The sequence below is a fragment of the Flavipsychrobacter stenotrophus genome (genome assembly GCF_002954265.1).
Lineage (GTDB): Bacteria > Bacteroidota > Bacteroidia > Chitinophagales > Chitinophagaceae > Flavipsychrobacter > Flavipsychrobacter stenotrophus.
Genome location: NZ_PPSL01000002.1, coordinates 961,987 through 982,546 on the forward strand (window position 1 = coordinate 961,987; position 20,560 = coordinate 982,546).

Sequence of the window (20,560 nt, forward strand, 5' to 3'; positions counted from 1 at the left end):
CGGATATATTTAGTTATGCATTGTCGTTTTTTGTACTTTTTATGGTTATCATGGCTTCCATAAAAATTATCTTCTTCTGATATCGCTTACTTTGTAACAAGAATGTTTTCTGTAAACTTTTTGGACACAGTGGTGTTTGTTCCCGAGCCAATTTTTATCACCAAAGATCCGTCGTAGGCTATTTTCTCTACAGTAGTTATCTTGGTGCCTATTCCCACTTCCAGTTGCTTCAGATATTGCAGAAAGGGCGTAGTGGTATCTTTCACGCCCACTACAGTGCATTTTTTTCCTGGTTCTACTTCTTCCAGGGTTGTAGTAGATGTTACGGGAACTTCTCCATTAGATTTAGGTATCGGGTCGCCATGCGGATCGAATTGCGGGAAGCCCAGATATTTATCCAGTCTGTCAGCCAGTTCAGGATGTTGAATGTGTTCTAGCTGCTCAGCAATATCATGTATCTCATCCCAGGTATAGCCCAGTTTTTCCTGTAGGAATACTTCCCATAGTCTGTGCTTGCGCACAATGAGCAAGGCGGCCTTGCGGCCCTTCTCCGTAAATTTTACACCCCTGGTTTTGTCGTATGATATCAGCTTCTTGTCTGCCAGTTTCCTCACCATATCTATAACCGAAGCAGGGTTATTGCCCAGTGCTTCTGCCATGGCAGTAAGGCTTATCTTTTCGGTAGTGCTGGTGTGCCCTATGTTGTAGATAGCCTTAAGATAGTTTTCTTCGGAGAGTGTTTGCATGCCTGACATGTGGTAAAGATAAATAATTGTCTATTTATTACTCTTCAATAATAATGTCCAATCCGTATAATAATGACAATGCTTCGGGCAGGCTGAATTTGGCCTTCTTTATTTTATTGGTCTTTGTATCTATCAGGTAATTACGTGCGCCTGCAAAACTGGCCTTTGTAAGGTCGGTGTTGGCAAATGTGGCGCCCGACAGATCTGTGCCCCGGAAGTCGGACTGGGTGAGATCACACTCGCTAAAATCAACCTCATTGGCCATGCAGTTGATGAAGTGCGCCTTCTTCATGGTCTTGCCGAAGAAGCTGCAATAGCTAATGCGGCTATTGGTAAAGCCCACAGAAAAAGGAGTGCCGGCATCGTACCATACTATACCTATTGCTTTGCTGTCTATGATCTTAACGCCATTGATAGATGTATGTTTCAGCTTGATGAGCGAGAGATCGCAGCTTTCGAAAATACAATCTATAAAACTACAATCCTCAAATACGCAGCCTTTAAGGTTGCTCTTATAAAATGTGCAACGGGTGAAGTTTCTTGCAACTACATGCTTATCCTCATAGATAACCTCTTCAAATCTTTTACCTGTATGTACTATTGCCTCGTTATTGTCTTGCATGGCAGTGCAATGTACCTAAAAATGGTGCTAAATATTGTTGTCTGTTTGGTCTGAAACACCTTCGCGTTTGCGGTAGTTGGCTACAGCCGCATGGAGGCGGCCATTTATGCGTTTGCAAAGTGCGGGTGGCGAAAGCACCATAATGTCTTCCCCATGACCTAGCAGCTCTTTTTCCAACTCAAAGTTGGGAATTAGTTTCAGGTTGATAACTATGCCATCATCCCTTCTATCTACTACTTCCTGAGAATGATGGAATGGCTTGGTCTCGACATAGGGAGCCGTTTTGGCATTGATGAATATCTTGATATTGGAGGGACGGTGTTTCCCGTTTACAGTAACGCCAATGACATTTTTATAAAACTCATCGTGCTGTACCTTGTCATTTTCTATATAATATGGTTTATCAACTATTTTCAATTCCAATATTCTGTCCAAAGCAAGGTTAAGAAGAGCGCCTTCTTTTTCTTTAACCCCCACAGCAAACCACCTGTTCTTAAACTCCTTCAGCCACCACGCATGAAAAACAAAAGTGCTTGCTTCGCGGGCTTTAAAAGACTGGTAAGTAAGCGACATAGCTTTACTATTAATGATAGCCGTATAGATAGTTTCCAGATATTCCAGTCCTTTCAGCCTGTCGTTCTTTTCAAACTCTATTACAGAGCGGGTCTTATTCTTTGCCACATATACGTGATTTTCCAGCTTCTGTACCACATCATTAAGGCTGCTGAAGTGAGAGAACCCTTTGAACTGTTTGAGGATATCTACTGCTTCATTCATCTGGGTAAGATCATGATCGCTTATAGGTATGTTGGTGATGCTGTACTCAGGATCTTCATAGGTATAGTATTTACGATCTACCACAATGATGGGTGCGTTGTAGCCCAGCATATCGCTGCGCATCATTTGTATATCCGCCTGTATGGTGCGCCTGCTTATATCCTTGCCTGTGCCTTCGTATTCATAGAGCGCTTCTGATACGCTGTCCATTATAGATTCCAATGTCCATTTTCTTAGCCTGTTTTTCAGGCATTTGTCTATGGTCTTATAGCGGATAAGGGCGTTCCTGTTAGGCGGCATGAAAAATATTTTTATAAAAATAGAAAATAAATTTTACTGCGCAAGAAGGCTGCGCACTAGTGTTTCACTTTTGTATTGTCAATAACGACAACGCAAAAAATGAAACAGCAATTACAACATCAGCAACTACACGCAGGAACAAGGGTGAGCGGAAAACAAGATCAACAGAAGCGTCTTGTCATACCTTGTTCCTGCCACTATAAAAGATTTACTGCAGTGTATCATCCACTCCGTTAAGAGCTTCCCGGGACGGGAAGGATAATAAGGATATATGGTTGTGCCATGGTGAGGGTTTCTGTATAGCCCCATAGTATGTGCCGCCGCTGGTTGCATATATACTGCCTGCATATACACCTGTTGTCATCATTTGTGTGCAGAGGTTCGATTCCTCTCTCTGCTTTGCCGCAGTGTAGCTCAGTTGGTTAGAGTAACAAATATGGCCTTACACGCCACTAGTCTCCAATCAGATCAAGGTCTGAACCCCGTGGCCCTGACAAGCCACCGAAGCCGGCAGCTTCTAAAACTTGCCATCCGGGGAGGAGTACGTGCATTCCGGGCGCATTGGTCAACATTGACTGATAACCTGCAGCATTCCCGAAAAGGCAGATACCGCAATATAGTAATTCAAAGGCTTACGGGCGGCTAGCAACAACAGCTTATCCTTTGTTACACCAGTCTTAACTCTTTGAAGCATATATGGCTCAAGCCCCATCCGAATACCGCAGGTGCAAGGCGGCAACGGCTCCTCCGTTTTTTAAATGATTAAATAACCACACTAAAAAGATATTTTATGATGTTTGCTAAAGTACCCGCCTATTATAAGGCATTGATCTTCAAAAACGGAAGATTTATTAAAATGATCGACGAAGGCACCTATTGGTTTTTGCCTGCTGACGAAGTAGTGCTGTATGATATGTCAAAGCCTTTTGTGGCAATAGATTCATTGAATGTATTGTTGGCTGATGAAGCACTGGCAGAGGCGCTGTACATTGCCGATATTAAAACCAATGAATTGGGCTTTCTGTATGAGAACGGATTGTTCAAGCAGGTATTGCAGCCCGGCAGATATGCCTGGTGGAAGGGTGTGCTGAACTATAATGTAGTCACCACCAGCACCCTTAATTTTGAGATCGGTGAGGACATCGACAGATCACTGGTAGCAAGGCTTGAACTGACCGGGTATGTAAGATATTATGCGGTAGAGTCTTATGAGAAGGGATTGCTGTATGTAGATGGTGTTTATAACAAAGAGTTGCCTTCGGGCATCTACTACTTCTGGAAGAATGCTGCTGTGCTTACTGTATATAAGGTAGACACCAGGCAGCAGCAGGTGGAGATGAGCGGCCAGGAGATCCTGACAAAAGACAAAGCCAATATCAGGATCAACTTCGCCTTTCAGTATGTAGTGAACGATATTTTTGCCGCGGCGAAAAGCAAGGAGTACGAGAAGCAATTGTACATGTTGATGCAGCTGGCATTGAGATCGAACACTGCTATCTATACCCTTGATGAATTGCTGGACAAGAAAGAATCGATCTCGGCTGTTGTTATGGAAACCGTTGCTGCCAATGCGCTGCAGCTAGGTGTTACGGTAAACGGATGCGGTATCAGGGACATTATCCTGCCCGGAGATGTAAAGGATATCATGAACCAGGTATTGATCGCCGAGAAGAAGGCGCAGGCCAATGTGATCATGAGAAGAGAGGAGACCAGCAGCACCAGGAGCTTGCTGAATACCGCTAAGCTGATGGAAGAAAACGAGATGCTGTATAAGCTGAAGGAGATGGAGTATGTGGAGAAGATCGCCGATAAGATCAGTAATATTTCTGTAAGCGGTAGTGGTGATATTGTGGGGCAGCTGAAGCAGATCTTCATTCCTGCCAAAAACAAATAAGCAGATAAACAGAATGGCCGGCACATGTGCTGCCGGCCACCTGTTATTGAGGATAGGGTTTATCCTTTTACACGATTTTTCTCCGCATCAGCCCCGGTCTCATTGTGGCGCGCGGTGTTGTTGAATGCTTTACCAAATTTGTAACTGAGTGCTATAGTGCCGTTGCGCGAGTCTGATCTGTTGATCCAGTTGGCGGTGGCTTGTGTGAGATTGCCTATTTTTCCGTAATTTACTTGTGAGCGGAGGATATCATTAATGCCTACCCTAATAGAAAATGCGTCTGATATTTTTTTCCTGACAACCAGATTGATCACACCAATTCTTTGCATAATAAACTGTGCATCGTTTATGCTACTGCGGTAGTTGCCGTAAATCTCTCCCTCCCAGCCCTTGGCGGGTTTTACGCGTATACTACCGGCTATAAACCAATAGTTGCCGCCGGTGCTTAATGTGCCATTGTAGAAGTTGCTTTTCGACTGAAGGTTACTCACCTCTGAGTACACATGCAGGTTAAGCCATTTAGTCGGGTCGAAGTCGCCATCTACAGATAAGGTAATAAATGTCTTGGTGCCTATATTACCCGAGCGGCTGTAGTAGATGCCGTTTACTATTTCAATTGTTTCATTTACATCATCTACTGTAGTGCTGTATGACAGGGACGTGGTTATCTTATTTTTGTAAGTGTGCGATAGTGCTATGTTGTGATTGAATGATGGCTTAAGAAACGGGTTGCCCACATAGTAAGTAAACTTATCCATAGGGTTGATAAAAGGGTTCAGGTCTTCGTAGTAAGGTCTGTTGATTCGGCGGCCATAATTAATGCCCAGCTGGTTGTTGGATAAGGTGTCGAATTTGTACGAAAAATAGACAGTAGGAAACAGGCTGTTGTAGTTACGGGTAAATGCAGAGTCGGGCTTCTGGGGATTGCCCAGCTGGTGGCCATCTGTAGTAGTATTTTCAAACCGCAATCCTGCCTGCATAGATAGTTTGCCCGCTTCATGGCTCATGTTGATGTAGGCCGCGTTGATATTTTCTTTGTAGATAAACTGGTTGCTCTTATTGTAATCGGGACTGGTGATGTTGTTGATAGTGTTATTATACTCCGCCTTATTGTCTGTAGCGGTATAGCTCGTTTTTAAACCCGATGAGAATTTCCATTGATGGGCCAGTGGCAAGGCATAGTCTGTTTTCAGTGCATAGATGTTTATCCTGTTGGGCAGTTGTCCTGTTAGCAAGTCTTTAGATCTTTCTACTCCATTTGCACTATACCCTGTGTTATAGAATGCCTGATCCCTGTTAGTATTATAGACCAGATAATCTGCATCAGCGGTGATCTCATGTCCGCTTTTGTTGAACTGGGTTTTGTAGTTCAGATTAATGCCCAGGTTGTTTGACTTGCCGTAGTCATTATTCTGTGAAATAATGGTAGAGTCGGGCTGGCGGCCAAGATCGAGCAGGTAGCTGTTGTTATCATTTATACTCTTCCACTTTGCGGCCATTCCATTCATAGTAACGCCTATTATCGTTTTATCAGTCAGGCTATAGTCGGCCCCTGCATTTATAGATCCGCCATCATTGTGGCGCCAGAAATAGCTTTTCTGGTTGAAGTAAGACATGGGGTTGTTGCCGCCATCCAGGTATGTTCTGTTCAGGTCAAGGTCGGTATAGTTTTCTCCGGTATTAAATCCGGCATTGAGAAACGCGCTTACTTTATTGTTCCGGTAGTTAAGATTAAGGTTATTGTTATATCGCGTGAGATGGCCCTGATTAAGGCTTGCATTGATACCCCCATTAAAGCCCTTAACTCCTTTTCTTTTTATTTTGATGTTGATGATGCCTCCATTACCGGCCGCATCATAGTTAGCAGGAGGGTTGGTCATCAGCTCTATCTGGTCGATGGCTGATGCCGGTAGTGTTTTAAGGTAGTTAGCCAGTTCTGTGCCCGACAGATAGGTAGGCTTATCGTTCACGAACACAGTAACGCCTTGCTTGCCTCTCAGGCGTATATCACCATCCTGGTTTACCTGCACGCCGGGGCAACGCTCAAGCGCGTCCAGTGCGCTACTGCTGGCGGCCGATAGCATCGCATCAACATTAACAACGGTTCTATCCGCCTTTTGTACTACAAGCGATTTCCTGGCAGTTACTTCTACTTCTTTTAATCCGGTAGGTAAAAGAGAGAGTTTTATAAGCGGTACTTTTTTGTTGGGCGATTCATTGCTTAGAGTAATCAATTCATTCTGCCATGGCCTATATCCCTGTGCTGATATTGAAACGTAATAGCGGCCATTACTCAGCTGGTCAAGAATAAAGTTTCCCACAGAGTCGGTGTATGTGCCTTTTACAACTGCAGAGTCGGGTAGCATATGCAGCACAACTATAGCCATATCAACAGGATGCCCTGCACTATCCTGCACCTTACCCGATATTGAATAGTTCTCTGCACTGGCGTAAGTAATGGCAAAGCAACAGCAGATGGTCAGTATGACCAGTAATTTTTTAAGCATACAATATGTTTATGGTGGTGGGTTCTTTAATTATTTGTGCGGGTGTTAATGTTGCTGCCGGTAACTTTAGATGTGGCGTGGTAGCATACGGCACGACCGTTGTATTTCAGGTATTTGTTGAAATATTATTTGTGTATTGCAATTGGCTGTGTTATGCTGTTCACTACCAGTTTATGTTCATCTAATTCGTACGACGTATTCACTGTACTAGATATAATTCTGTCGGTCCTTAACTCCTCATTCATCTTATCGCCGTCCGCTTCAGAAAATGCTTCTTTTTCAGTTGCCGGAACTGCCAAGGCTACCGGTGCTACTTCCAATGCTGTTTGGTCGTTAGCATGTGCTATAGGTTCTGCCTCATTACTGCATTTGCTATTATCTGCGGCTACCGGCATATCTATAGTTTCAATTTCCTTCTTCATTTCAGGGGTCTCGATCCTTATGCGGGTAGTGTGTTTCCCAAGGCCATCAGGTAAGGAAAAAGCCAGTGCGAGGGCTAGTGTTGCAATGGCCAGCAATGCCAGGAATAGTCTTCCCGCAGTGTTCTTTTTGTTTTGGCCTATCAGTCTTTTTACACGTTGTGTAAGGTCATTCTTATTTCCCGCAAATGCCAGGGCGCAACTATTATATACGCCCAACTGGTATTCACGGCACGCTACTAACGCGCTTAAATAGTCTTGAATGCTTACGTTGGCAGCCATGGCTATATCATCACAGCAGTTTTCTCTTTCTTTACGTATAAGCTGGTTGAGCCATAATACCGCAGGGTTAAAGAAAAAGAGTACCTCCATTACTGTCTGAAACAGGTTAACGAGGTAGTCCTTACGCCTTATATGCGCCAGTTCATGGCAGATGATCGCTTCTACTTCAGCTGCTGGCAGATGATTGATAAGCCCTACAGGCAACAGTATCAAAGGCTTCAGATAGCCAATGACCATAGGCGCATTAGCCAGCCCCGATTGCAGTATATTCACCTTCCTGTCTATACCTAATTGACCCGATAGCGCTACAACCTTTTCCTCCCACCATTTACCTGCCACGAACACCTCTTTCCTCCGCATATAGGTGAGTCTGTAAAGCCCGGCGGTCATCTGCAATGTCTTAGCAATAACTATGGCTAACCATATCCACGCTATGTATGACGCATATTGAATAAGGGCAGTTACAAATGGAATGCCTGTGAGTGAAAAAAGCATGGTATGTGATAAAGGGTTAGCCGCTGGTACCGGCGTGCCACTTTCGGCTACACATTGCGCACCGGCAGTGAGTAGATGGCTTACGCCTGCAAGTATGACTATGGCCATAACTACTGCAAACAGAAATAAACATGCAGTTAGCAAAATATACCTGAATTGCGGTTTGCTGTTTCTTGTGACAAGAAGCACCATAGCGGTTGTAGCAGCTAACAGCAGACCTAGCCAAAGTGATTGCAATAACGAAGTAAAAATAATGGTTGCCATGGTGTGCAATTTTGAAGGTTATTTACTCTTGTCCAGTTTATTCAGCATTTCCCTTATTTCCTTTATCTCTTCTTTAGATGCCTGCTTGTTACCCAGTAACTGCATCACCAGGCTGGATGCCGATCCTTTGTACAGTGTGTCTACAAACTTCGTTAGCAGGTGACCCTTTGTTTTTTGTTCCGCCTCTACGGGTATGTATATATGCTTCATCTGGCTTTCATCGCGCTTCAGTATGCCTTTCTCTGCCATTATCTGCATTTGCTTCAGTGTAGATGTATAGTTTACTTCCCTTTGTTCGTTCAGCTTATCATTTACCAGGCGAACGGTTGACGGGCCATATTCCCACAGCACCTGCAGTATTTCCAGCTCTGCTTTTGTAGGTTCGGGTACGTTCATATCTTCTTGCTTGCCTTTCATAAATTAAAGGTAGGATATATTTCGTACGTTGTGTACTCTAGGTTTTATTTTTATTTTATTTAACAGTTGTGCACAACAAAGCCGGACAGTTTATATCCGGCTTGTAATTGCATTTACTGTTGTAAGATGTGACAACTTTTGAAAAGTTGTCACATCTGCGATTGCAATTCAAATGCTTCCGCGAGTAGCTCGAATGAACGTTTACGATCGGCTGCATTGCTGCTCATGCACGATAGTATGATCTCGTCTACATCAAAGTCCTCGGCCAGTTGCGTTAGCTGCGCCTTCACCTGTTCTTTGGTACCTGATATTATACGACCGCTATTGCCACGTATGCGTTGCAATTCCATAGGTGAAAACCGGTAGTCTTTTATGGCTTCAAAATCTCCGAAGTTGTCGTAGTTGCCCATCTCAAATTGCAGCAGAATGTAGTCAATGAACTTGCGCATCTCATCCGCTTTCTCTTCAGTATCTGCACACAATACAGATATGGAAAGCATAACCTGGGGTTCGGGGAACTGTGCCGATGGCTTGAACTGCCTGCGGTATAGCTCAGCTACATCGGGCGTAACATGCCCGTTAATGAATTTGGCAATCGCCAGCCCCATGCCATACTGTGCAGCTATTGCACTACTACCGCCACTCGATGACAGTATCCATTGCATGGGTATAGTATCGGCCTGCGGTACGGCCAGTATGCGGCCATGTTGCGTAGCTGCCGTATCTGTAAAGAATCGCTGCAGATGATCCAGCTGGCGCAGATAGCTTTCCTCGCTAAAATCATTAGAAGGATTGAGCAGCGATGCGGTGATACGATCACCACCCGGCGCCCGGCCCATACCCAGGTCTATACGGCCTGGGAAAAGTGTCTCCAGCATTCTGAAGTTTTCCGCTACTTTAATGGCACTATGATTTGGCAGCATTATACCGCCTGACCCAATGCGTATATGGCTGGTTACATCGGCCAGTTTCACCATCAGCACCTCGGGAGCAGAGCCGGCAATGAAGGTAGAGTTATGATGCTCTGATATCCAGAACCTGCTATAGCCCAAATGCTCCGCCAGTTTAACCGTACTAATCGTTTCTTCTACCGCCTCACGCGCGGTTGTGCCATGCCTCACTATCGACTGATCAAGTATACCTAGTTTTATCTGTTTCATATTGTGGTTTTACTCCACTGATAATGGAGTTATGCAAAGTTACCCTCTATGGCAATGCTGCAACTGCAGCTATACTTTTGTATAGCCCTTATTATAGCCTTTGAAATGTTAAATCACCATAGCCTGATGTATGATCTTTATCATGCTCGCTGCAATCAATGCGAAGAGTAGCGGTATATCATTAGATTTGTTGCAGACACGTATAATCAATGAATAATTCCATTTTTACCGATCCGGCCTTACTTGCAGAAATAAGCAGAGTCACCCGTACCAAGAGCATTGCCAAAGATGAGGTACTGATGTCTCCGGGCGATAAGATCGTGTTCATACCAATAGTGCAAAGCGGGGTGCTACGCATCATCCGCGAGAATGATGAAGGCAAGGAGATATTTCTCTATCACTTATACCCAGGGCAAACTTGCGCTATGGCCATTAATTGCTGCCAAGCACATAAAGAGAGCGCCGTGCGTGCTGTGGCCGAAGATGATACTGAGGTATTGCTTATACCGGTAGACATGGTAGAACATTGGATGAAATATGACCAATGGAAAACGTTTGTGAACAGCACTTATAGTCAACGATTTGCGGAGCTGATAGAGGTAATAGATCTTATTGCCTTCAACAATATGGACAAGCAGGTGATGCACTACCTCAATGAGCGCGCACGTGCTACCGGGTCTAATACATTGGCTATTACGCACCAGCAGGTGGCAGATGAGTTGCATACCCATCGCGAGGCGGTGAGCAGGTTGTTGCGTACTATGGAGCAAAAGGAGTTGGTGAAGCTGGGCAGGAACACTATAGAACTGATTTAGGCTTATGTAACAAATGTTCCCGAGCAGGGTTTTGCGGCATTGTAGCTTTGTTGTAACAAAAACAAATAGTTATGATAAAGAACATGGGTAGCGCAGATCGTATCATCAGGGTAATAATAGCGATGGTCGTAATTGCCTTATACTTTGCACACATTATCACCGGCACTGCTGCCGCAGTATTGTTGGTTCTTGCCGGTATATTCCTGCTCACCAGTTTTATCAGCACCTGTCCGTTATACCTGCCATTCGGTATCAACACCCGCGGCAAAAAAAAATAATCGCTTATCCAACAAATGTTCCTGAACAAGGTGTGGAGTGAGTGGATATTTGCAGTGTAAAATAGCAACAAGTGAAAAAGATATTAAGCAGATATAAGCTGGAAATTTCGGGAGCAATAATAGGGGCATTGGCCGGATGGTGTTACTGGTATTTTGTGGGTTGTGCTTCCGGCCAATGTTTAATTACCTCTAAGCCACTGAACAGCACCCTTTACGGCATGCTGATGGGTGCTACAGCCTTTAGCCTGCTTACAACCGGCAAGCACATGTCTAAACAAGAAAATCAACAACAATGAATACAATATCTGAACTACTGAAATCGGGTAACTCCGTAATAGTAGACGTACGCACACGTGAAGAATTTATGGGCGGACATGTAGCAGGGAGTATCAATATTCCTGTAAGTGAATTGCAGGACCATGTAGAAGAGTTGAAGAGCGATAAGCACATTATACTCTGCTGCGCATCGGGAGCAAGAAGTACCAGGGCTACCCGCTTTCTTAAAGACAATGGCGTAGGGTGCACCAATGGCGGCTCCTGGCTGGATGCCAATTATCATACAAACAACTAACAATCATGATAGAAACAATAAAGAAGTTATTCGGAATGGGTGGTCAAAAGGCGGATCTTGGTGAACTGCTGGCAAACGGTGCTATAATCATAGACGTGCGCACCACGGGTGAATATGCCGGTGGCCACCTGAACAGGTCAGTAAACATTCCGCTGAACAACCTGCAGGGGCAGATGGGTAAACTAAAGAAGGATACACCCATCATCACTTGTTGTGCATCGGGTATGAGAAGCAGTTCTGCAAGAGCCACATTGTTATCTGCAGGCTTTAAAGAAGTGCACAATGGCGGCAGCTGGAGCAATCTTAAAAGGTACGACAAATGAGCAGCATAAAAGAGTCGCTGCTCACTAACTGGTCGCTGATAAGAATTGTGCGGTTGGCCATAGGTATCTGGATGGTAGGGATGGGCATACAAAGCAAAGACTGGGCCGTAGGGCTGTTTGGCGGGTTTTTCCTCTATCAGGCGGTTACCAATACGGGTTGCTGCGGATCGGGTGCCTGTTATACACCACCGCGGGGCAGGAAGTTCAACAGGGAGGAGCCAACCAAAGAAATAGAGTACGAAGAAGTAAAATAAAACAACGATCATGAGCATAGAGCATAGTTATAATGTAGATGTAAAGTGGAGCGCCGGCAGAGTAGGCATTATGAATTCTGATGAGCTGGAAACGGAGATAATGGTGGCTACACCACCTCAATTTCCGGGTGGAGTGGATAAGATATGGTCGCCGGAACACCTGTTTACCGCTGCAGTAAATAGCTGCCTGATGACCACTTTTCTATCAATAGCAGAGAACTCAAAGCTGGCTTTCGTGGACTTTTCTTCGCACGCATCAGGAAAATTAGAACTTGTCGACGGGAAATATATGATGAGTGAAGTAACTTTACACCCGGTGGTAACAGTTGCGGACGAAAGTGAAAGAGCAAAAGCTGAGCGGGTATTAAGCAAAGCTGAAACCAATTGCCTGATCTCCAACTCTGTAAGATCAAAGATCATCTTTAACCCCGAGATCAACATTTCTGGTTCTAAAAATTAATTATGAAGCGCATTCTGTCTGTTATTTTACTCTGCTCATTTACAACCCTGTTTGCCTGCAAAGATGATTATAAAGGCCCGCTTGTAAATACTACGCTACCCGTTGAGGAGTATGAAAAGAAGATGGCTGAGCTGCCTGACGAACAACTGGTAGATGTAAGAACTACCGAAGAGTTTAACGCCGGCCACCTGAAGGATGCACGTAACATAAACATCGAGGCTAAAGACTTTAACGAGCAGATAGCCTCATTGAAGAAAACAAGGCCAGTGTTTGTGTATTGCAAATCGGGCGGAAGAAGCAGCAGGGCCGCGGATAAGCTGAAGGAGCTGGGCTTTAAGCAAGTGTATAACATGGATGGCGGTATGATGAAGTGGCAGACTGCAGGCAAACCTGTAGAGGTGGGCAGTGCGCCAACTACCGAGGGCATGAGTGAAGAAGATCTGAAAAAGCAAGTGGCAAAGGGTTATGTGTTGGTAGATTATAATGCTAAGTGGTGTGGTCCTTGTAAGAAGATGAATCCCATTCTGGAAGGATTGGCAGAGAAGAAAAAGGATAAAATGATCCTGCTGAAAATTGATGCTGACGAGAATCCTATTCTGCTTACCCAGAAGAAGATAGAAGGCATACCCTACCTGGAGCTATATAAAGACGGTCAGCTGGTGTGGAAACACGAAGGCTACATAGAAGAGGCACAATTGCTTACCGAAACCCAGCTGTAAAACATTTACTGCCATGGCTGCGAATACTTTCTTCATATTGATATTTATAGGACTTACTGCCGGTATACTCAGCGGTATGATAGGCCTTGGTGGCGGTGTGGTGATGATACCCATGATGGTAATGATGCTGGCCATGGATCAAAAGATGGCGCAGGGCACGAGTATTGCCATTATGCTGCCGCCAATTGGTATTCTTGCGGTTTATAATTATTACAAAGAAGGTTATGTGAACATAAAATTTGCAGCGGTCATTGCCGCTGCTTTTATCATTGGTGGCTTCTTTGGCTCAAAGCTGGCTATAGCGTTGCCTGCTGAGCTGGTAAAAAAGATATTTGCAGTATTACTTGTGGCTATTGCCGTGAAGATGTTTTTTAGTAAGTAACTGTGTTTCATAAGAGCAGGTGTTAGGGTGATATTAATAATGTGGAAGTTTTTTCTTGTTTACGGAAGTTTTGTTTTGTGTGTTTGGGCTGTATGTATTGATAGATAAGGGTTTCGGTGTGTTTTAACAAATTTCCAAAAACTTCCACTTTCTTCCACTTTTTTCCGGTTTCTTCCGCTTTTGCAGGGCTGAAGATTTTCAGCCCCTACATGCATCGTCTGCCTCGTCCGTAAATAGGTTTACATGTTGGTTAGATAATCCCTGAATTTGTTTAATGCCACAGTGCGCATAGTCGATGCGTCGGGTCAGAGACCCGTCAAATCAATTCGTCACGAGAGTGCTACGCTAACTCTCGCGACAGAGTCTCCAGGAACTTAAATAGAATTAAGCGTTCAAAAAGTGGCAGTTTTTCGTAAAAGTGGCAGTTTCGCTATTGACGTTTTGTTTGAAGTGCTTTGTGGGTTTGGTTTTCAGCGGATTTTAACAAACTGCTACTTTCTGCCACTTCTTGCCACATACTGCCACTTTTATATGCTACTTTTTCGTCTGAACCAGGATTTGAAAGATCAAAAGATTTTCCTGATACCCGATTTTAGTTGGTCGTGCGCAGGGCTGAAAATTTTCAGCCCCTACAAGATCATATGGCTATATTGTGATAAGGTTCATATGTCAAAGATCTTGCCGTCCTTCGCTTCGGTGAACTCTGTGTAAACCTGAGCGTAGGAAGACGGATCATAAATCGGGTGTAAATTAATATAGGGAAATGAATTTATGAAATAAAGATATTCACAAAATTTGCGAAAAAATCGGCTGAAACGCTTTGTGGGTAAGGGTTTGAGATGTGTTTTTTTCTGTGGATATGTTTTTTTGATGGTTGTCTGAACCATGATCAACATGATTGAAAGATAGACATGATGCCCGTTTTTTTAGGTTATACCAGTAAGCCTTCAAAATGCTGCATTCAAAACATATAGTTGCACCAAAGGTGCAAAAGGAGGTTAAGGAGTAGTCTGGAAGCTTGTATGGAAATTCAGATCTATGAACGTTTTCCAAATTTTTATGTGCACACTATTGTTAAAATTGTTTAATTTGTACTGCGTTGAGCCTTTTTTATGAAAAAAGTAATACTTCATTTCGGTCTGGTTTTGTCAATCCTATTTCCTTCTAAACTTGCATTTTGCCAGGCCGGGAATGTGTTTACTGCTGCAGGTGGTGGCACGTCTACATTTGATGGGGTTCCTGCTACTTCAGCCGATTTTACAGTTACCGCAGGTGTAAGCGTAGATAACGCAGGTAATATTTACATTGCAGACAGTGCTCAAAATAAGGTGAGAAAGGTTGACTTTAGTACAGGACTTATTCACACCATTGCAGGTACTGGCGTCGCCGGCTTTTCTGGTGATGGTGGTCCGGCGTCAGCTGCGCAGTTAAGCTACCCGCAAGGTGTATTTGTAGATAACACCGGAGATATTTTCATAGCTGATGCCGGGAATCTGAGAGTTCGTAAAGTTGATGGAATTACCGGCATCATTACTACAGTTGCAGGTGGCGGAACATCTACCCTTGATGGTGTGCCAGCTACATCTCACCAACTTTATCCTCTGTGCGTATATGTTGACGCTTCAGGAAATATTTATTCCGGGGGCAATTATAAATTATATAAAGTAAGTGCCATTAGCGGACTTATTACTACAGTAGCCGGCAATGGAAGCGGTGGTGACGCTGGTGACGGGGGATTGGCAACCGCAGCAACACTTTCTTTTTCAATTAAGAGTATATCAATGGATCAGGCCGGCAACTTATATGTCGTATCGTCAACGGGAAGTAAGGTGCGAAGAATAGATGCTATGACCAATATAATAACTACTGTTGCTGGAGGAGGCACTTCGCTTGCTGAAGGAGTATTGGCGACCAATGCTCTGTTGTTAGGTGTACACAGTTGCACGGCCGATCTGATGGGTAACTTATTTATTGCAGAGCGGTCTCAAAACAGGATAAGACGTGTAAATGTGTTGACAGGACTAATCAATACTATAGCCGGGGCAGATACAACGCTAGGAGCATATATGGGTGAAGGAGTCCCTGCAATGAATGCTTTCGTTGATCCGTATTTGATTTGTATCGATGCCAATAATAGCTATGTTTATTATTCTAACCAGTCAGATAAGGTACGACGATTTTCATTTCTGCCGATGTATGGCAGCCCGGGAAGCAGTGTATTTGACAGTATGTTTGTGTCGATAAAACATTTTTGTAACGGGCCCGAGCTTAAAATAAACACCCCACACTTCATTTCAGGAAGGAGTATTAGAACATACTTTGGCGACGGAAGTTCAGATTCTTCCGTTATTACCTCCGGCTACATGGGGGGCGGATACACTATAATACGCCATACTTATCCCCATTCCGGTGTCTATACAATCCGGCAACTTCTATATCAAGGTGCAGTAGTGCAAGATTCGATGTCCTATAATTATTCTTATGAGTTTTGCAGATCATTGCCTGTTGCTATTTTCTCCGATTCAAACGGAAATGGTATTCGGGATGCTTCTGAACTTCTTTATGGAAAGCCATCACTCACACAGGTTGATTCTAATGGAATTCCCATAGATACACTTTCTGCAACAAGCGGGTTTACCTATAATGCTTACTGTTCGCCGGGGGATATATATAGCTTTCACATGATTCCTGGTGTAATGGCTGTAACATGTCCTTCCGGGGGTATTATTTCTGATACAATTCAGGCAATAGTCCCTACCTACCCAGTGGAGTATTTTGGTCTTTCCTGCCTAACGGCTACTAATTTGGATCTGTCTGTGAATGCTATTGTTCCGGTAACTGGAATACGAGACCAGTGGGGTGATATTTATGTTGCAAATGATGGCTGCTTGCCAGTCAACGCCACAGTAAAACTATATTTTAGTCCTAAGTACATTTTTTCGGGAAATGCCAGCCCCTCTCCTTCAAGTGCTTCAGGCAATTCCGTTACCTGGAATCTGGCAGCATTATCATCCTCTAACGCTGCTCCCATTGATCTCTATTATGTATTAATAAACCCTGCCACAGGTTACCTTACACCCGGCGACACTGTACAAACACATATAGAAGTAACGCCAACATCGGGAGACATCAATCCGGCAAACAATACTATCATTTTTGTAGACACAGTAAAAGCATCATGCGATCCTAACTTCATTAAGGTCACACCTAATTGTATTACTTCAGGAACCCTCCCTACACAATTGAAATACACTATCCACTTTGAGAACACGGGTAATGATACTGCCCATAACATCTACGTATTTGATACCTTGCCGGCTTATGTCAATGCCAGCTCATTGCGTATGGTCATGGCTTCTCACGTAATGAACATAGACATACAGAGCCATGATGGCTATAAGGTAGCCCGGTTCGACTTTCCCAATATTAATCTGCTGGATAGCAGCCACCATGGCGAATGTGATGGTGCATTTATCTATACCATTAATACCAATGCAGGCCTTATAGATGGTACTGACATTATGAACCGCGTGGGCATCTACTTCGACTATAACGCAGTTGTGATGACCAATGAGGAGCATAACCAGATAGGTGGGTGCTGGCCTACGGGCGTGCCTGAGGTGAAGAAGGATATTTCCGCTACACTTTACCCCAACCCATTTACCGACATACTACATATTGATGCTGCCGCAGCTACGCACTTCTCCATAACCAATATTGTGGGCGCAACGCTGCAGCGTGGTGAATTGGTAAAGGGCGACAATCAGGTTAATGTAACCAACCTGGCTTCGGGCATATATCTTATTACCCTTACAGATAAAGATGGTGCACGATCGGTGCATAAGGTTGTGAAGGAGTAGGGGTTAATGGGTCTCAAAGAGAACCGGCCAGTTGCAGGGCGAGCCCAGCCCTTACGTGCGTTGTCTTATTAGTGCTTGAATAAGCGCACCAACATAACAATAATGGCGATTAAGAACATGAATAGCGAAATGCGGTTCATGCCATGCATCATGCTGATACTGATATTTTTCGGATCGGAAGGATCTCTTTTACGGATATAGAAATATGTGAGAATCTGGTTCCAAACGCCGTTTTTCATGATCGTCCATTTTGAAATAAAGTTACGGGATTATTCAGGGATATAATTATATTTGCAGCCCATCGGGGAATTAGCTCACTTGGTAGAGCGCTTGCATGGCATGCAAGAGGTAACCGGTTCGAATCCGGTATTCTCCACCAGCTTTAAATCACCTTCGGGTGATTTTTTGTTTTTAGTCTAGTATTGTCTGCAGGGTTAATTTTAAGAGATAAGACCTATTATCTCTTGTGCGGCCTTTGTAGATGCATGTGTGTTGCCTAATTTATGCCACAGTTCTGCATAGTCTTTTTGCAATGCTTGCTTATAAGTGTCATCATAGAGTAGCTCATTCAGTGCTGCTTTAAGTGAGGTTTCATTAAGGTCTTCCTGTATCAGCTCTTTTATTACCGGTTTATCCATTATCAGGTTTACCAGCGATATGTATTTTATGCTTACCAGCTTCTTTGCCAGCCAGAAGGATATGGCATTGCCCTTATAGCAGACTACTTCAGGCACTCCAAACAGGGCGGTCTCCAGTGTGGCGGTACCGCTTGTTACCAGTGCGGCTGCACTTTGCCTTAGGAGGTTGTAAGTGTCGGCCTTTACCATTTTTACTTTTGTATTACCCATTAGCTCGGCATACAAGCTATCGGGCTGGGCAGAAGCCTGCGCTATGATAAATTCATACTGCGGAAAATGTGGGATCATTTGCAACATAACCGGTAGCTTGGCCTTTATTTCCTGACTGCGGCTGCCCGGCAGCAATGCGATTATGGGTTTGTCTGACAAAGGTTTAGAAACAGGTTTGTTCTTTTCATCGGTCACCACTTCTATAAGCGGATGTCCTACGTAGGTAACCGTATAGTTCCATTTTTTATAAAAGTCTTCTTCAAATGGCAATATCACCAGCATCTTGTCTACATCTCTCTTCAGTTTTATCACTCTCTTCTCTTTCCATGCCCATACTTGTGGCGATATGTAGTAGACTACTTTTATGCCCCGCTTTTTAGCCCATTCGGCGATGCGCATATTAAAGCCGGGATAGTCTATGAGCACCAGCACATCGGGGTTATAAGCAAGTATATCGGCTTTGCAGGTGTCTATATTTTTCAAGATGGTGGGCAGGTGCATGATCACTTCTACAAAGCCCATAAACGCCAGCTCTCTGTAGTGCTTTACCAACGTAGCGCCGGCGGCTTCCATGCTGTCGCCACCCCAGCAGCGTATATCTGCGTTGGTGTCTTGCTTATGAAGCGCCTTTATCAGGTTGCTTCCGTGCAGGTCTCCGCTGGCCTCTCCGGCTATAAGGTAGTAGCGCATAATTTACCACACGTATCTTACCAATACAATAAATACTACATAGAGCATGGTGGCTATAAATACCCCTCTTGCACCATGGTCGTAGCGCTTACTGTTCATAAATATGAACGGAGCCAGGTTTACCAGCAGGCTTAGCGAGCATACTTTGAATGTAATGTCTTTACTGGTAATCAACCTGTTTATGTAATCACCCATTTCATCATGCCTGAACCATATATATTTCATGATCAGCAAACCAATGAAGGGCCCCACAAGGCCTATCAAAAATCCTATAATCGGACTATTCAATTTCATAATTAAAAATATGGTGCAATATACAAAGTGTGCGGGTCTATTTATTAGCGTGGGCGGATAGCGGATGTTAAATACACCTCAATTTGCAGCACATAGCTTGTCGGTTAATGCCAAATTTTTTGGCACGCTTGTTGATTTATGAGAGAAAAATTGCTAACGTTAAACAAAATTTATTAATCTTGCACACACAAAACAAATGTATTATGAAACGAAAACTACTATTTAGCTTACTGGTCGCCATAGCACCGATAGTATCATTTGCACAGGGTTGTATTACCATTTTCTCTGAAGATGGCGATCGCTTTTTCCTGGTTCTGAATGGTGTAAAACAAAATGCCGCAGCACAAACTAATGTACGCGTAGATATGCTGTCCAGTGAATATTACTCCGCAAGAATTCTCTTCGAAGACAAGAGCAAGCCGGAAATTTCTAAAAACATTCCGGTAAAAGACCCTGCCACCAGCGACTGGGCAGATGTGACCTACAAAATAAAGAGAACAAAAGATGGCGAGCTGAAACTTCGCTATTTCAGTGCTACACCTGTTCCCGTAGCTTACAATCCTCCTGCCGATATGTATTTCGTGCATTATGGTCAGGCGGCACCTGTTGGCAACGCAACGTCTGTTACACAAACTACATATACAACAACTACCTCTAACCCTACTGGCGCATCGGTAAATGTAAATGGTGGTGGACTGAGTATGAATGTAAATGTAGGTGATGGTGTAAATGGCGGCGGACTGAACATGAATGTGAATGTAAATGATGGCATGAATTCATCTTACAGCCAGAATTCATCGGTTACCACTACAACAACACGTACTACAACTACATCGGGCGGAGGATACAATGATGCACCACCGCCACCGCCAGCGCGTGCAGGCTGTGGATACCCTATGGATATGAACAGCTTTAGTGATGCAAAGAAGACTATTGGTAATGCATCTTTTGAAGACACCAAGTTGTCTACGGCTAAGAGCATATTGTCTGCCAACTGCGTAACTACCGACCAGGTAATAGCTATATGCAAAATGTTCTCTTATGAGGCGTCAAAACTAGATTTCGCTAAATTTGCCTATTCAAAAACTACCGATAGAGCTAACTATTTTAAAGTTGCCAATGTATTTTCGTTCGACGCCAGCAAAACGGAGTTGAATGAATTTATAGCCCAGTAATTAACTTT

At 43.9% G+C, this 20,560-nt stretch carries 23 protein-coding genes and 1 tRNA gene; 13 read left to right on the top strand and 11 right to left on the bottom strand.

The genetic code is table 11. The features are described from left to right. Positions 1-86: 86 nt before the first annotated feature. From CJD36_RS09400 to CJD36_RS23225, 4 genes are all read right to left on the bottom strand, one after another. Entirely contained in the window at positions 87-746 is a 660-nt protein-coding gene (locus CJD36_RS09400; RefSeq protein WP_105039056.1) for a metal-dependent transcriptional regulator, read from the bottom strand. 37 nt (positions 747-783) lie between these two features. Further along, positions 784-1,368 carry a pentapeptide repeat-containing protein gene (locus tag CJD36_RS09405; protein WP_105038874.1) on the bottom strand — a complete coding sequence of 195 codons (585 nt, stop codon included), beginning with the start codon at positions 1,366-1,368 and terminating at the stop codon, positions 784-786. Positions 1,369-1,395: 27 nt separating this feature from the next. Further along, positions 1,396-2,445: a helix-turn-helix transcriptional regulator gene (locus CJD36_RS09410; protein WP_105038875.1), complete on the bottom strand. Its 1,050-nt coding sequence runs from the start codon at positions 2,443-2,445 to the stop codon at positions 1,396-1,398. A gap of 208 nt (positions 2,446-2,653) precedes the next feature. Further along, a complete protein-coding gene (locus CJD36_RS23225) occupies positions 2,654-2,812 on the bottom strand; it encodes a hypothetical protein (protein WP_161499259.1) in 159 nt (52 codons plus the stop codon). 423 nt (positions 2,813-3,235) lie between these two features. Between CJD36_RS23225 and CJD36_RS09415 the strand changes: the two genes are divergently transcribed. Then, the gene (locus tag CJD36_RS09415; protein WP_105038876.1) at positions 3,236-4,339 is read left to right on the top strand and encodes a slipin family protein; all 1,104 of its coding nucleotides are present in this window, start codon (positions 3,236-3,238) and stop codon (positions 4,337-4,339) included. Between the two features lie 59 nt (positions 4,340-4,398). Here CJD36_RS09415 and CJD36_RS09420 read toward each other — a convergent pair whose 3' ends face one another. From CJD36_RS09420 to CJD36_RS09435, 4 genes are all read right to left on the bottom strand, one after another. Further along, positions 4,399-6,846 (bottom strand): TonB dependent receptor, encoded by a 2,448-nt coding sequence (locus tag CJD36_RS09420; protein ID WP_105038877.1) that lies wholly within the window; start codon positions 6,844-6,846, stop codon positions 4,399-4,401. A gap of 125 nt (positions 6,847-6,971) precedes the next feature. Continuing rightward, positions 6,972-8,306, bottom strand: a complete 1,335-nt coding sequence (locus CJD36_RS09425; protein WP_105038878.1) for a M56 family metallopeptidase — start codon at positions 8,304-8,306, stop codon at positions 6,972-6,974. Positions 8,307-8,324: 18 nt separating this feature from the next. Next, positions 8,325-8,723 carry a BlaI/MecI/CopY family transcriptional regulator gene (locus tag CJD36_RS09430; protein ID WP_105038879.1) on the bottom strand — a complete coding sequence of 133 codons (399 nt, stop codon included), beginning with the start codon at positions 8,721-8,723 and terminating at the stop codon, positions 8,325-8,327. Positions 8,724-8,872: 149 nt separating this feature from the next. Continuing rightward, on the bottom strand, positions 8,873-9,883 hold the full coding sequence (locus tag CJD36_RS09435) for an LLM class flavin-dependent oxidoreductase (RefSeq protein ID WP_105038880.1): 1,011 nt from the start codon (positions 9,881-9,883) through the stop codon (positions 8,873-8,875). A 209-nt stretch (positions 9,884-10,092) separates the two neighbouring features. On the opposite strand from CJD36_RS09435, the gene CJD36_RS09440 reads away from it, so the two are divergent. From CJD36_RS09440 to CJD36_RS09485, 10 genes are all read left to right on the top strand, one after another. Then, entirely contained in the window at positions 10,093-10,698 is a 606-nt protein-coding gene (locus CJD36_RS09440; protein ID WP_105038881.1) for a Crp/Fnr family transcriptional regulator, read from the top strand. A 71-nt stretch (positions 10,699-10,769) separates the two neighbouring features. After that, positions 10,770-10,976 carry a YgaP family membrane protein gene (locus tag CJD36_RS09445; protein WP_105038882.1) on the top strand — a complete coding sequence of 69 codons (207 nt, stop codon included), beginning with the start codon at positions 10,770-10,772 and terminating at the stop codon, positions 10,974-10,976. A gap of 71 nt (positions 10,977-11,047) precedes the next feature. Beyond that, complete coding sequence (locus tag CJD36_RS09450; RefSeq protein WP_105038883.1) at positions 11,048-11,272, top strand: hypothetical protein; 225 nt, start codon at positions 11,048-11,050, stop codon at positions 11,270-11,272. Further along, positions 11,269-11,547 carry a rhodanese-like domain-containing protein gene (locus tag CJD36_RS09455; RefSeq protein WP_105038884.1) on the top strand — a complete coding sequence of 93 codons (279 nt, stop codon included), beginning with the start codon at positions 11,269-11,271 and terminating at the stop codon, positions 11,545-11,547. The genes CJD36_RS09450 and CJD36_RS09455 overlap by 4 nt, the downstream gene beginning before the upstream one ends. A gap of 5 nt (positions 11,548-11,552) precedes the next feature. Then, complete coding sequence (locus CJD36_RS09460) at positions 11,553-11,870, top strand: rhodanese-like domain-containing protein (protein WP_105038885.1); 318 nt, start codon at positions 11,553-11,555, stop codon at positions 11,868-11,870. Next, positions 11,867-12,124 carry a hypothetical protein gene (locus CJD36_RS09465; RefSeq protein ID WP_105038886.1) on the top strand — a complete coding sequence of 86 codons (258 nt, stop codon included), beginning with the start codon at positions 11,867-11,869 and terminating at the stop codon, positions 12,122-12,124. Before CJD36_RS09460 ends, CJD36_RS09465 begins: the two co-directional genes overlap by 4 nt. A gap of 10 nt (positions 12,125-12,134) precedes the next feature. Further along, complete coding sequence (locus CJD36_RS09470) at positions 12,135-12,584, top strand: OsmC family protein (protein ID WP_105038887.1); 450 nt, start codon at positions 12,135-12,137, stop codon at positions 12,582-12,584. Positions 12,585-12,586: 2 nt separating this feature from the next. Next, positions 12,587-13,303: a rhodanese-like domain-containing protein gene (locus CJD36_RS09475; RefSeq protein WP_105038888.1), complete on the top strand. Its 717-nt coding sequence runs from the start codon at positions 12,587-12,589 to the stop codon at positions 13,301-13,303. 13 nt (positions 13,304-13,316) lie between these two features. Further along, complete coding sequence (locus tag CJD36_RS09480; protein WP_105038889.1) at positions 13,317-13,685, top strand: sulfite exporter TauE/SafE family protein; 369 nt, start codon at positions 13,317-13,319, stop codon at positions 13,683-13,685. Positions 13,686-14,797: 1,112 nt separating this feature from the next. Then, positions 14,798-17,545 (top strand): DUF7619 domain-containing protein, encoded by a 2,748-nt coding sequence (locus CJD36_RS09485; protein WP_105038890.1) that lies wholly within the window; start codon positions 14,798-14,800, stop codon positions 17,543-17,545. Between the two features lie 68 nt (positions 17,546-17,613). On the opposite strand, the gene CJD36_RS23405 is transcribed toward CJD36_RS09485, so the two are convergent. Beyond that, the gene (locus CJD36_RS23405) at positions 17,614-17,784 is read right to left on the bottom strand and encodes a DUF6728 family protein (RefSeq protein ID WP_170067822.1); all 171 of its coding nucleotides are present in this window, start codon (positions 17,782-17,784) and stop codon (positions 17,614-17,616) included. A gap of 64 nt (positions 17,785-17,848) precedes the next feature. Here CJD36_RS23405 and CJD36_RS09490 point away from each other — a divergent pair. Continuing rightward, positions 17,849-17,924: transfer RNA gene (locus CJD36_RS09490), tRNA-Ala, on the top strand. A 61-nt stretch (positions 17,925-17,985) separates the two neighbouring features. Here CJD36_RS09490 and lpxB read toward each other — a convergent pair. Together lpxB and CJD36_RS09500 are read right to left on the bottom strand one after the other, a co-directional pair. Continuing rightward, positions 17,986-19,083, bottom strand: coding sequence for a lipid-A-disaccharide synthase (gene lpxB, locus CJD36_RS09495; protein ID WP_105038891.1), 1,098 nt, complete (start codon positions 19,081-19,083; stop codon positions 17,986-17,988). A gap of 3 nt (positions 19,084-19,086) precedes the next feature. After that, on the bottom strand, positions 19,087-19,377 hold the full coding sequence (locus CJD36_RS09500) for a hypothetical protein (RefSeq protein ID WP_105038892.1): 291 nt from the start codon (positions 19,375-19,377) through the stop codon (positions 19,087-19,089). A gap of 203 nt (positions 19,378-19,580) precedes the next feature. Between CJD36_RS09500 and CJD36_RS09505 the strand changes: the two genes are divergently transcribed. Next, positions 19,581-20,552, top strand: coding sequence for a DUF4476 domain-containing protein (locus CJD36_RS09505; protein WP_161499260.1), 972 nt, complete (start codon positions 19,581-19,583; stop codon positions 20,550-20,552). Positions 20,553-20,560 lie beyond the last annotated feature (8 nt).

Bases quoted from the DNA above. Each gene is read 5' to 3' on its own strand.
- CJD36_RS09400 (WP_105039056.1), bottom strand. From the start codon at position 746: ATGCAAACACTCTCCGAAGAAAACTATCTTAAGGCTATCTACAACATA.
- CJD36_RS09405 (WP_105038874.1), bottom strand. From the start codon at position 1,368: ATGCAAGACAATAACGAGGCAATAGTACATACAGGTAAAAGATTTGAA.
- CJD36_RS09410 (WP_105038875.1), bottom strand. From the start codon at position 2,445: ATGCCGCCTAACAGGAACGCCCTTATCCGCTATAAGACCATAGACAAA.
- CJD36_RS23225 (WP_161499259.1), bottom strand. From the start codon at position 2,812: ATGATGACAACAGGTGTATATGCAGGCAGTATATATGCAACCAGCGGC.
- CJD36_RS09415 (WP_105038876.1), top strand. From the start codon at position 3,236: ATGATGTTTGCTAAAGTACCCGCCTATTATAAGGCATTGATCTTCAAA.
- CJD36_RS09420 (WP_105038877.1), bottom strand. From the start codon at position 6,846: ATGCTTAAAAAATTACTGGTCATACTGACCATCTGCTGTTGCTTTGCC.
- CJD36_RS09425 (WP_105038878.1), bottom strand. From the start codon at position 8,306: ATGGCAACCATTATTTTTACTTCGTTATTGCAATCACTTTGGCTAGGT.
- CJD36_RS09430 (WP_105038879.1), bottom strand. From the start codon at position 8,723: ATGAAAGGCAAGCAAGAAGATATGAACGTACCCGAACCTACAAAAGCA.
- CJD36_RS09435 (WP_105038880.1), bottom strand. From the start codon at position 9,883: ATGAAACAGATAAAACTAGGTATACTTGATCAGTCGATAGTGAGGCAT.
- CJD36_RS09440 (WP_105038881.1), top strand. From the start codon at position 10,093: ATGAATAATTCCATTTTTACCGATCCGGCCTTACTTGCAGAAATAAGC.
- CJD36_RS09445 (WP_105038882.1), top strand. From the start codon at position 10,770: ATGATAAAGAACATGGGTAGCGCAGATCGTATCATCAGGGTAATAATA.
- CJD36_RS09455 (WP_105038884.1), top strand. From the start codon at position 11,269: ATGAATACAATATCTGAACTACTGAAATCGGGTAACTCCGTAATAGTA.
- CJD36_RS09460 (WP_105038885.1), top strand. From the start codon at position 11,553: ATGATAGAAACAATAAAGAAGTTATTCGGAATGGGTGGTCAAAAGGCG.
- CJD36_RS09465 (WP_105038886.1), top strand. From the start codon at position 11,867: ATGAGCAGCATAAAAGAGTCGCTGCTCACTAACTGGTCGCTGATAAGA.
- CJD36_RS09470 (WP_105038887.1), top strand. From the start codon at position 12,135: ATGAGCATAGAGCATAGTTATAATGTAGATGTAAAGTGGAGCGCCGGC.
- CJD36_RS09475 (WP_105038888.1), top strand. From the start codon at position 12,587: ATGAAGCGCATTCTGTCTGTTATTTTACTCTGCTCATTTACAACCCTG.
- CJD36_RS09480 (WP_105038889.1), top strand. From the start codon at position 13,317: ATGGCTGCGAATACTTTCTTCATATTGATATTTATAGGACTTACTGCC.
- CJD36_RS09485 (WP_105038890.1), top strand. From the start codon at position 14,798: ATGAAAAAAGTAATACTTCATTTCGGTCTGGTTTTGTCAATCCTATTT.
- CJD36_RS23405 (WP_170067822.1), bottom strand. From the start codon at position 17,784: ATGAAAAACGGCGTTTGGAACCAGATTCTCACATATTTCTATATCCGT.
- lpxB (WP_105038891.1), bottom strand. From the start codon at position 19,083: ATGCGCTACTACCTTATAGCCGGAGAGGCCAGCGGAGACCTGCACGGA.
- CJD36_RS09500 (WP_105038892.1), bottom strand. From the start codon at position 19,377: ATGAAATTGAATAGTCCGATTATAGGATTTTTGATAGGCCTTGTGGGG.
- CJD36_RS09505 (WP_161499260.1), top strand. From the start codon at position 19,581: ATGAAACGAAAACTACTATTTAGCTTACTGGTCGCCATAGCACCGATA.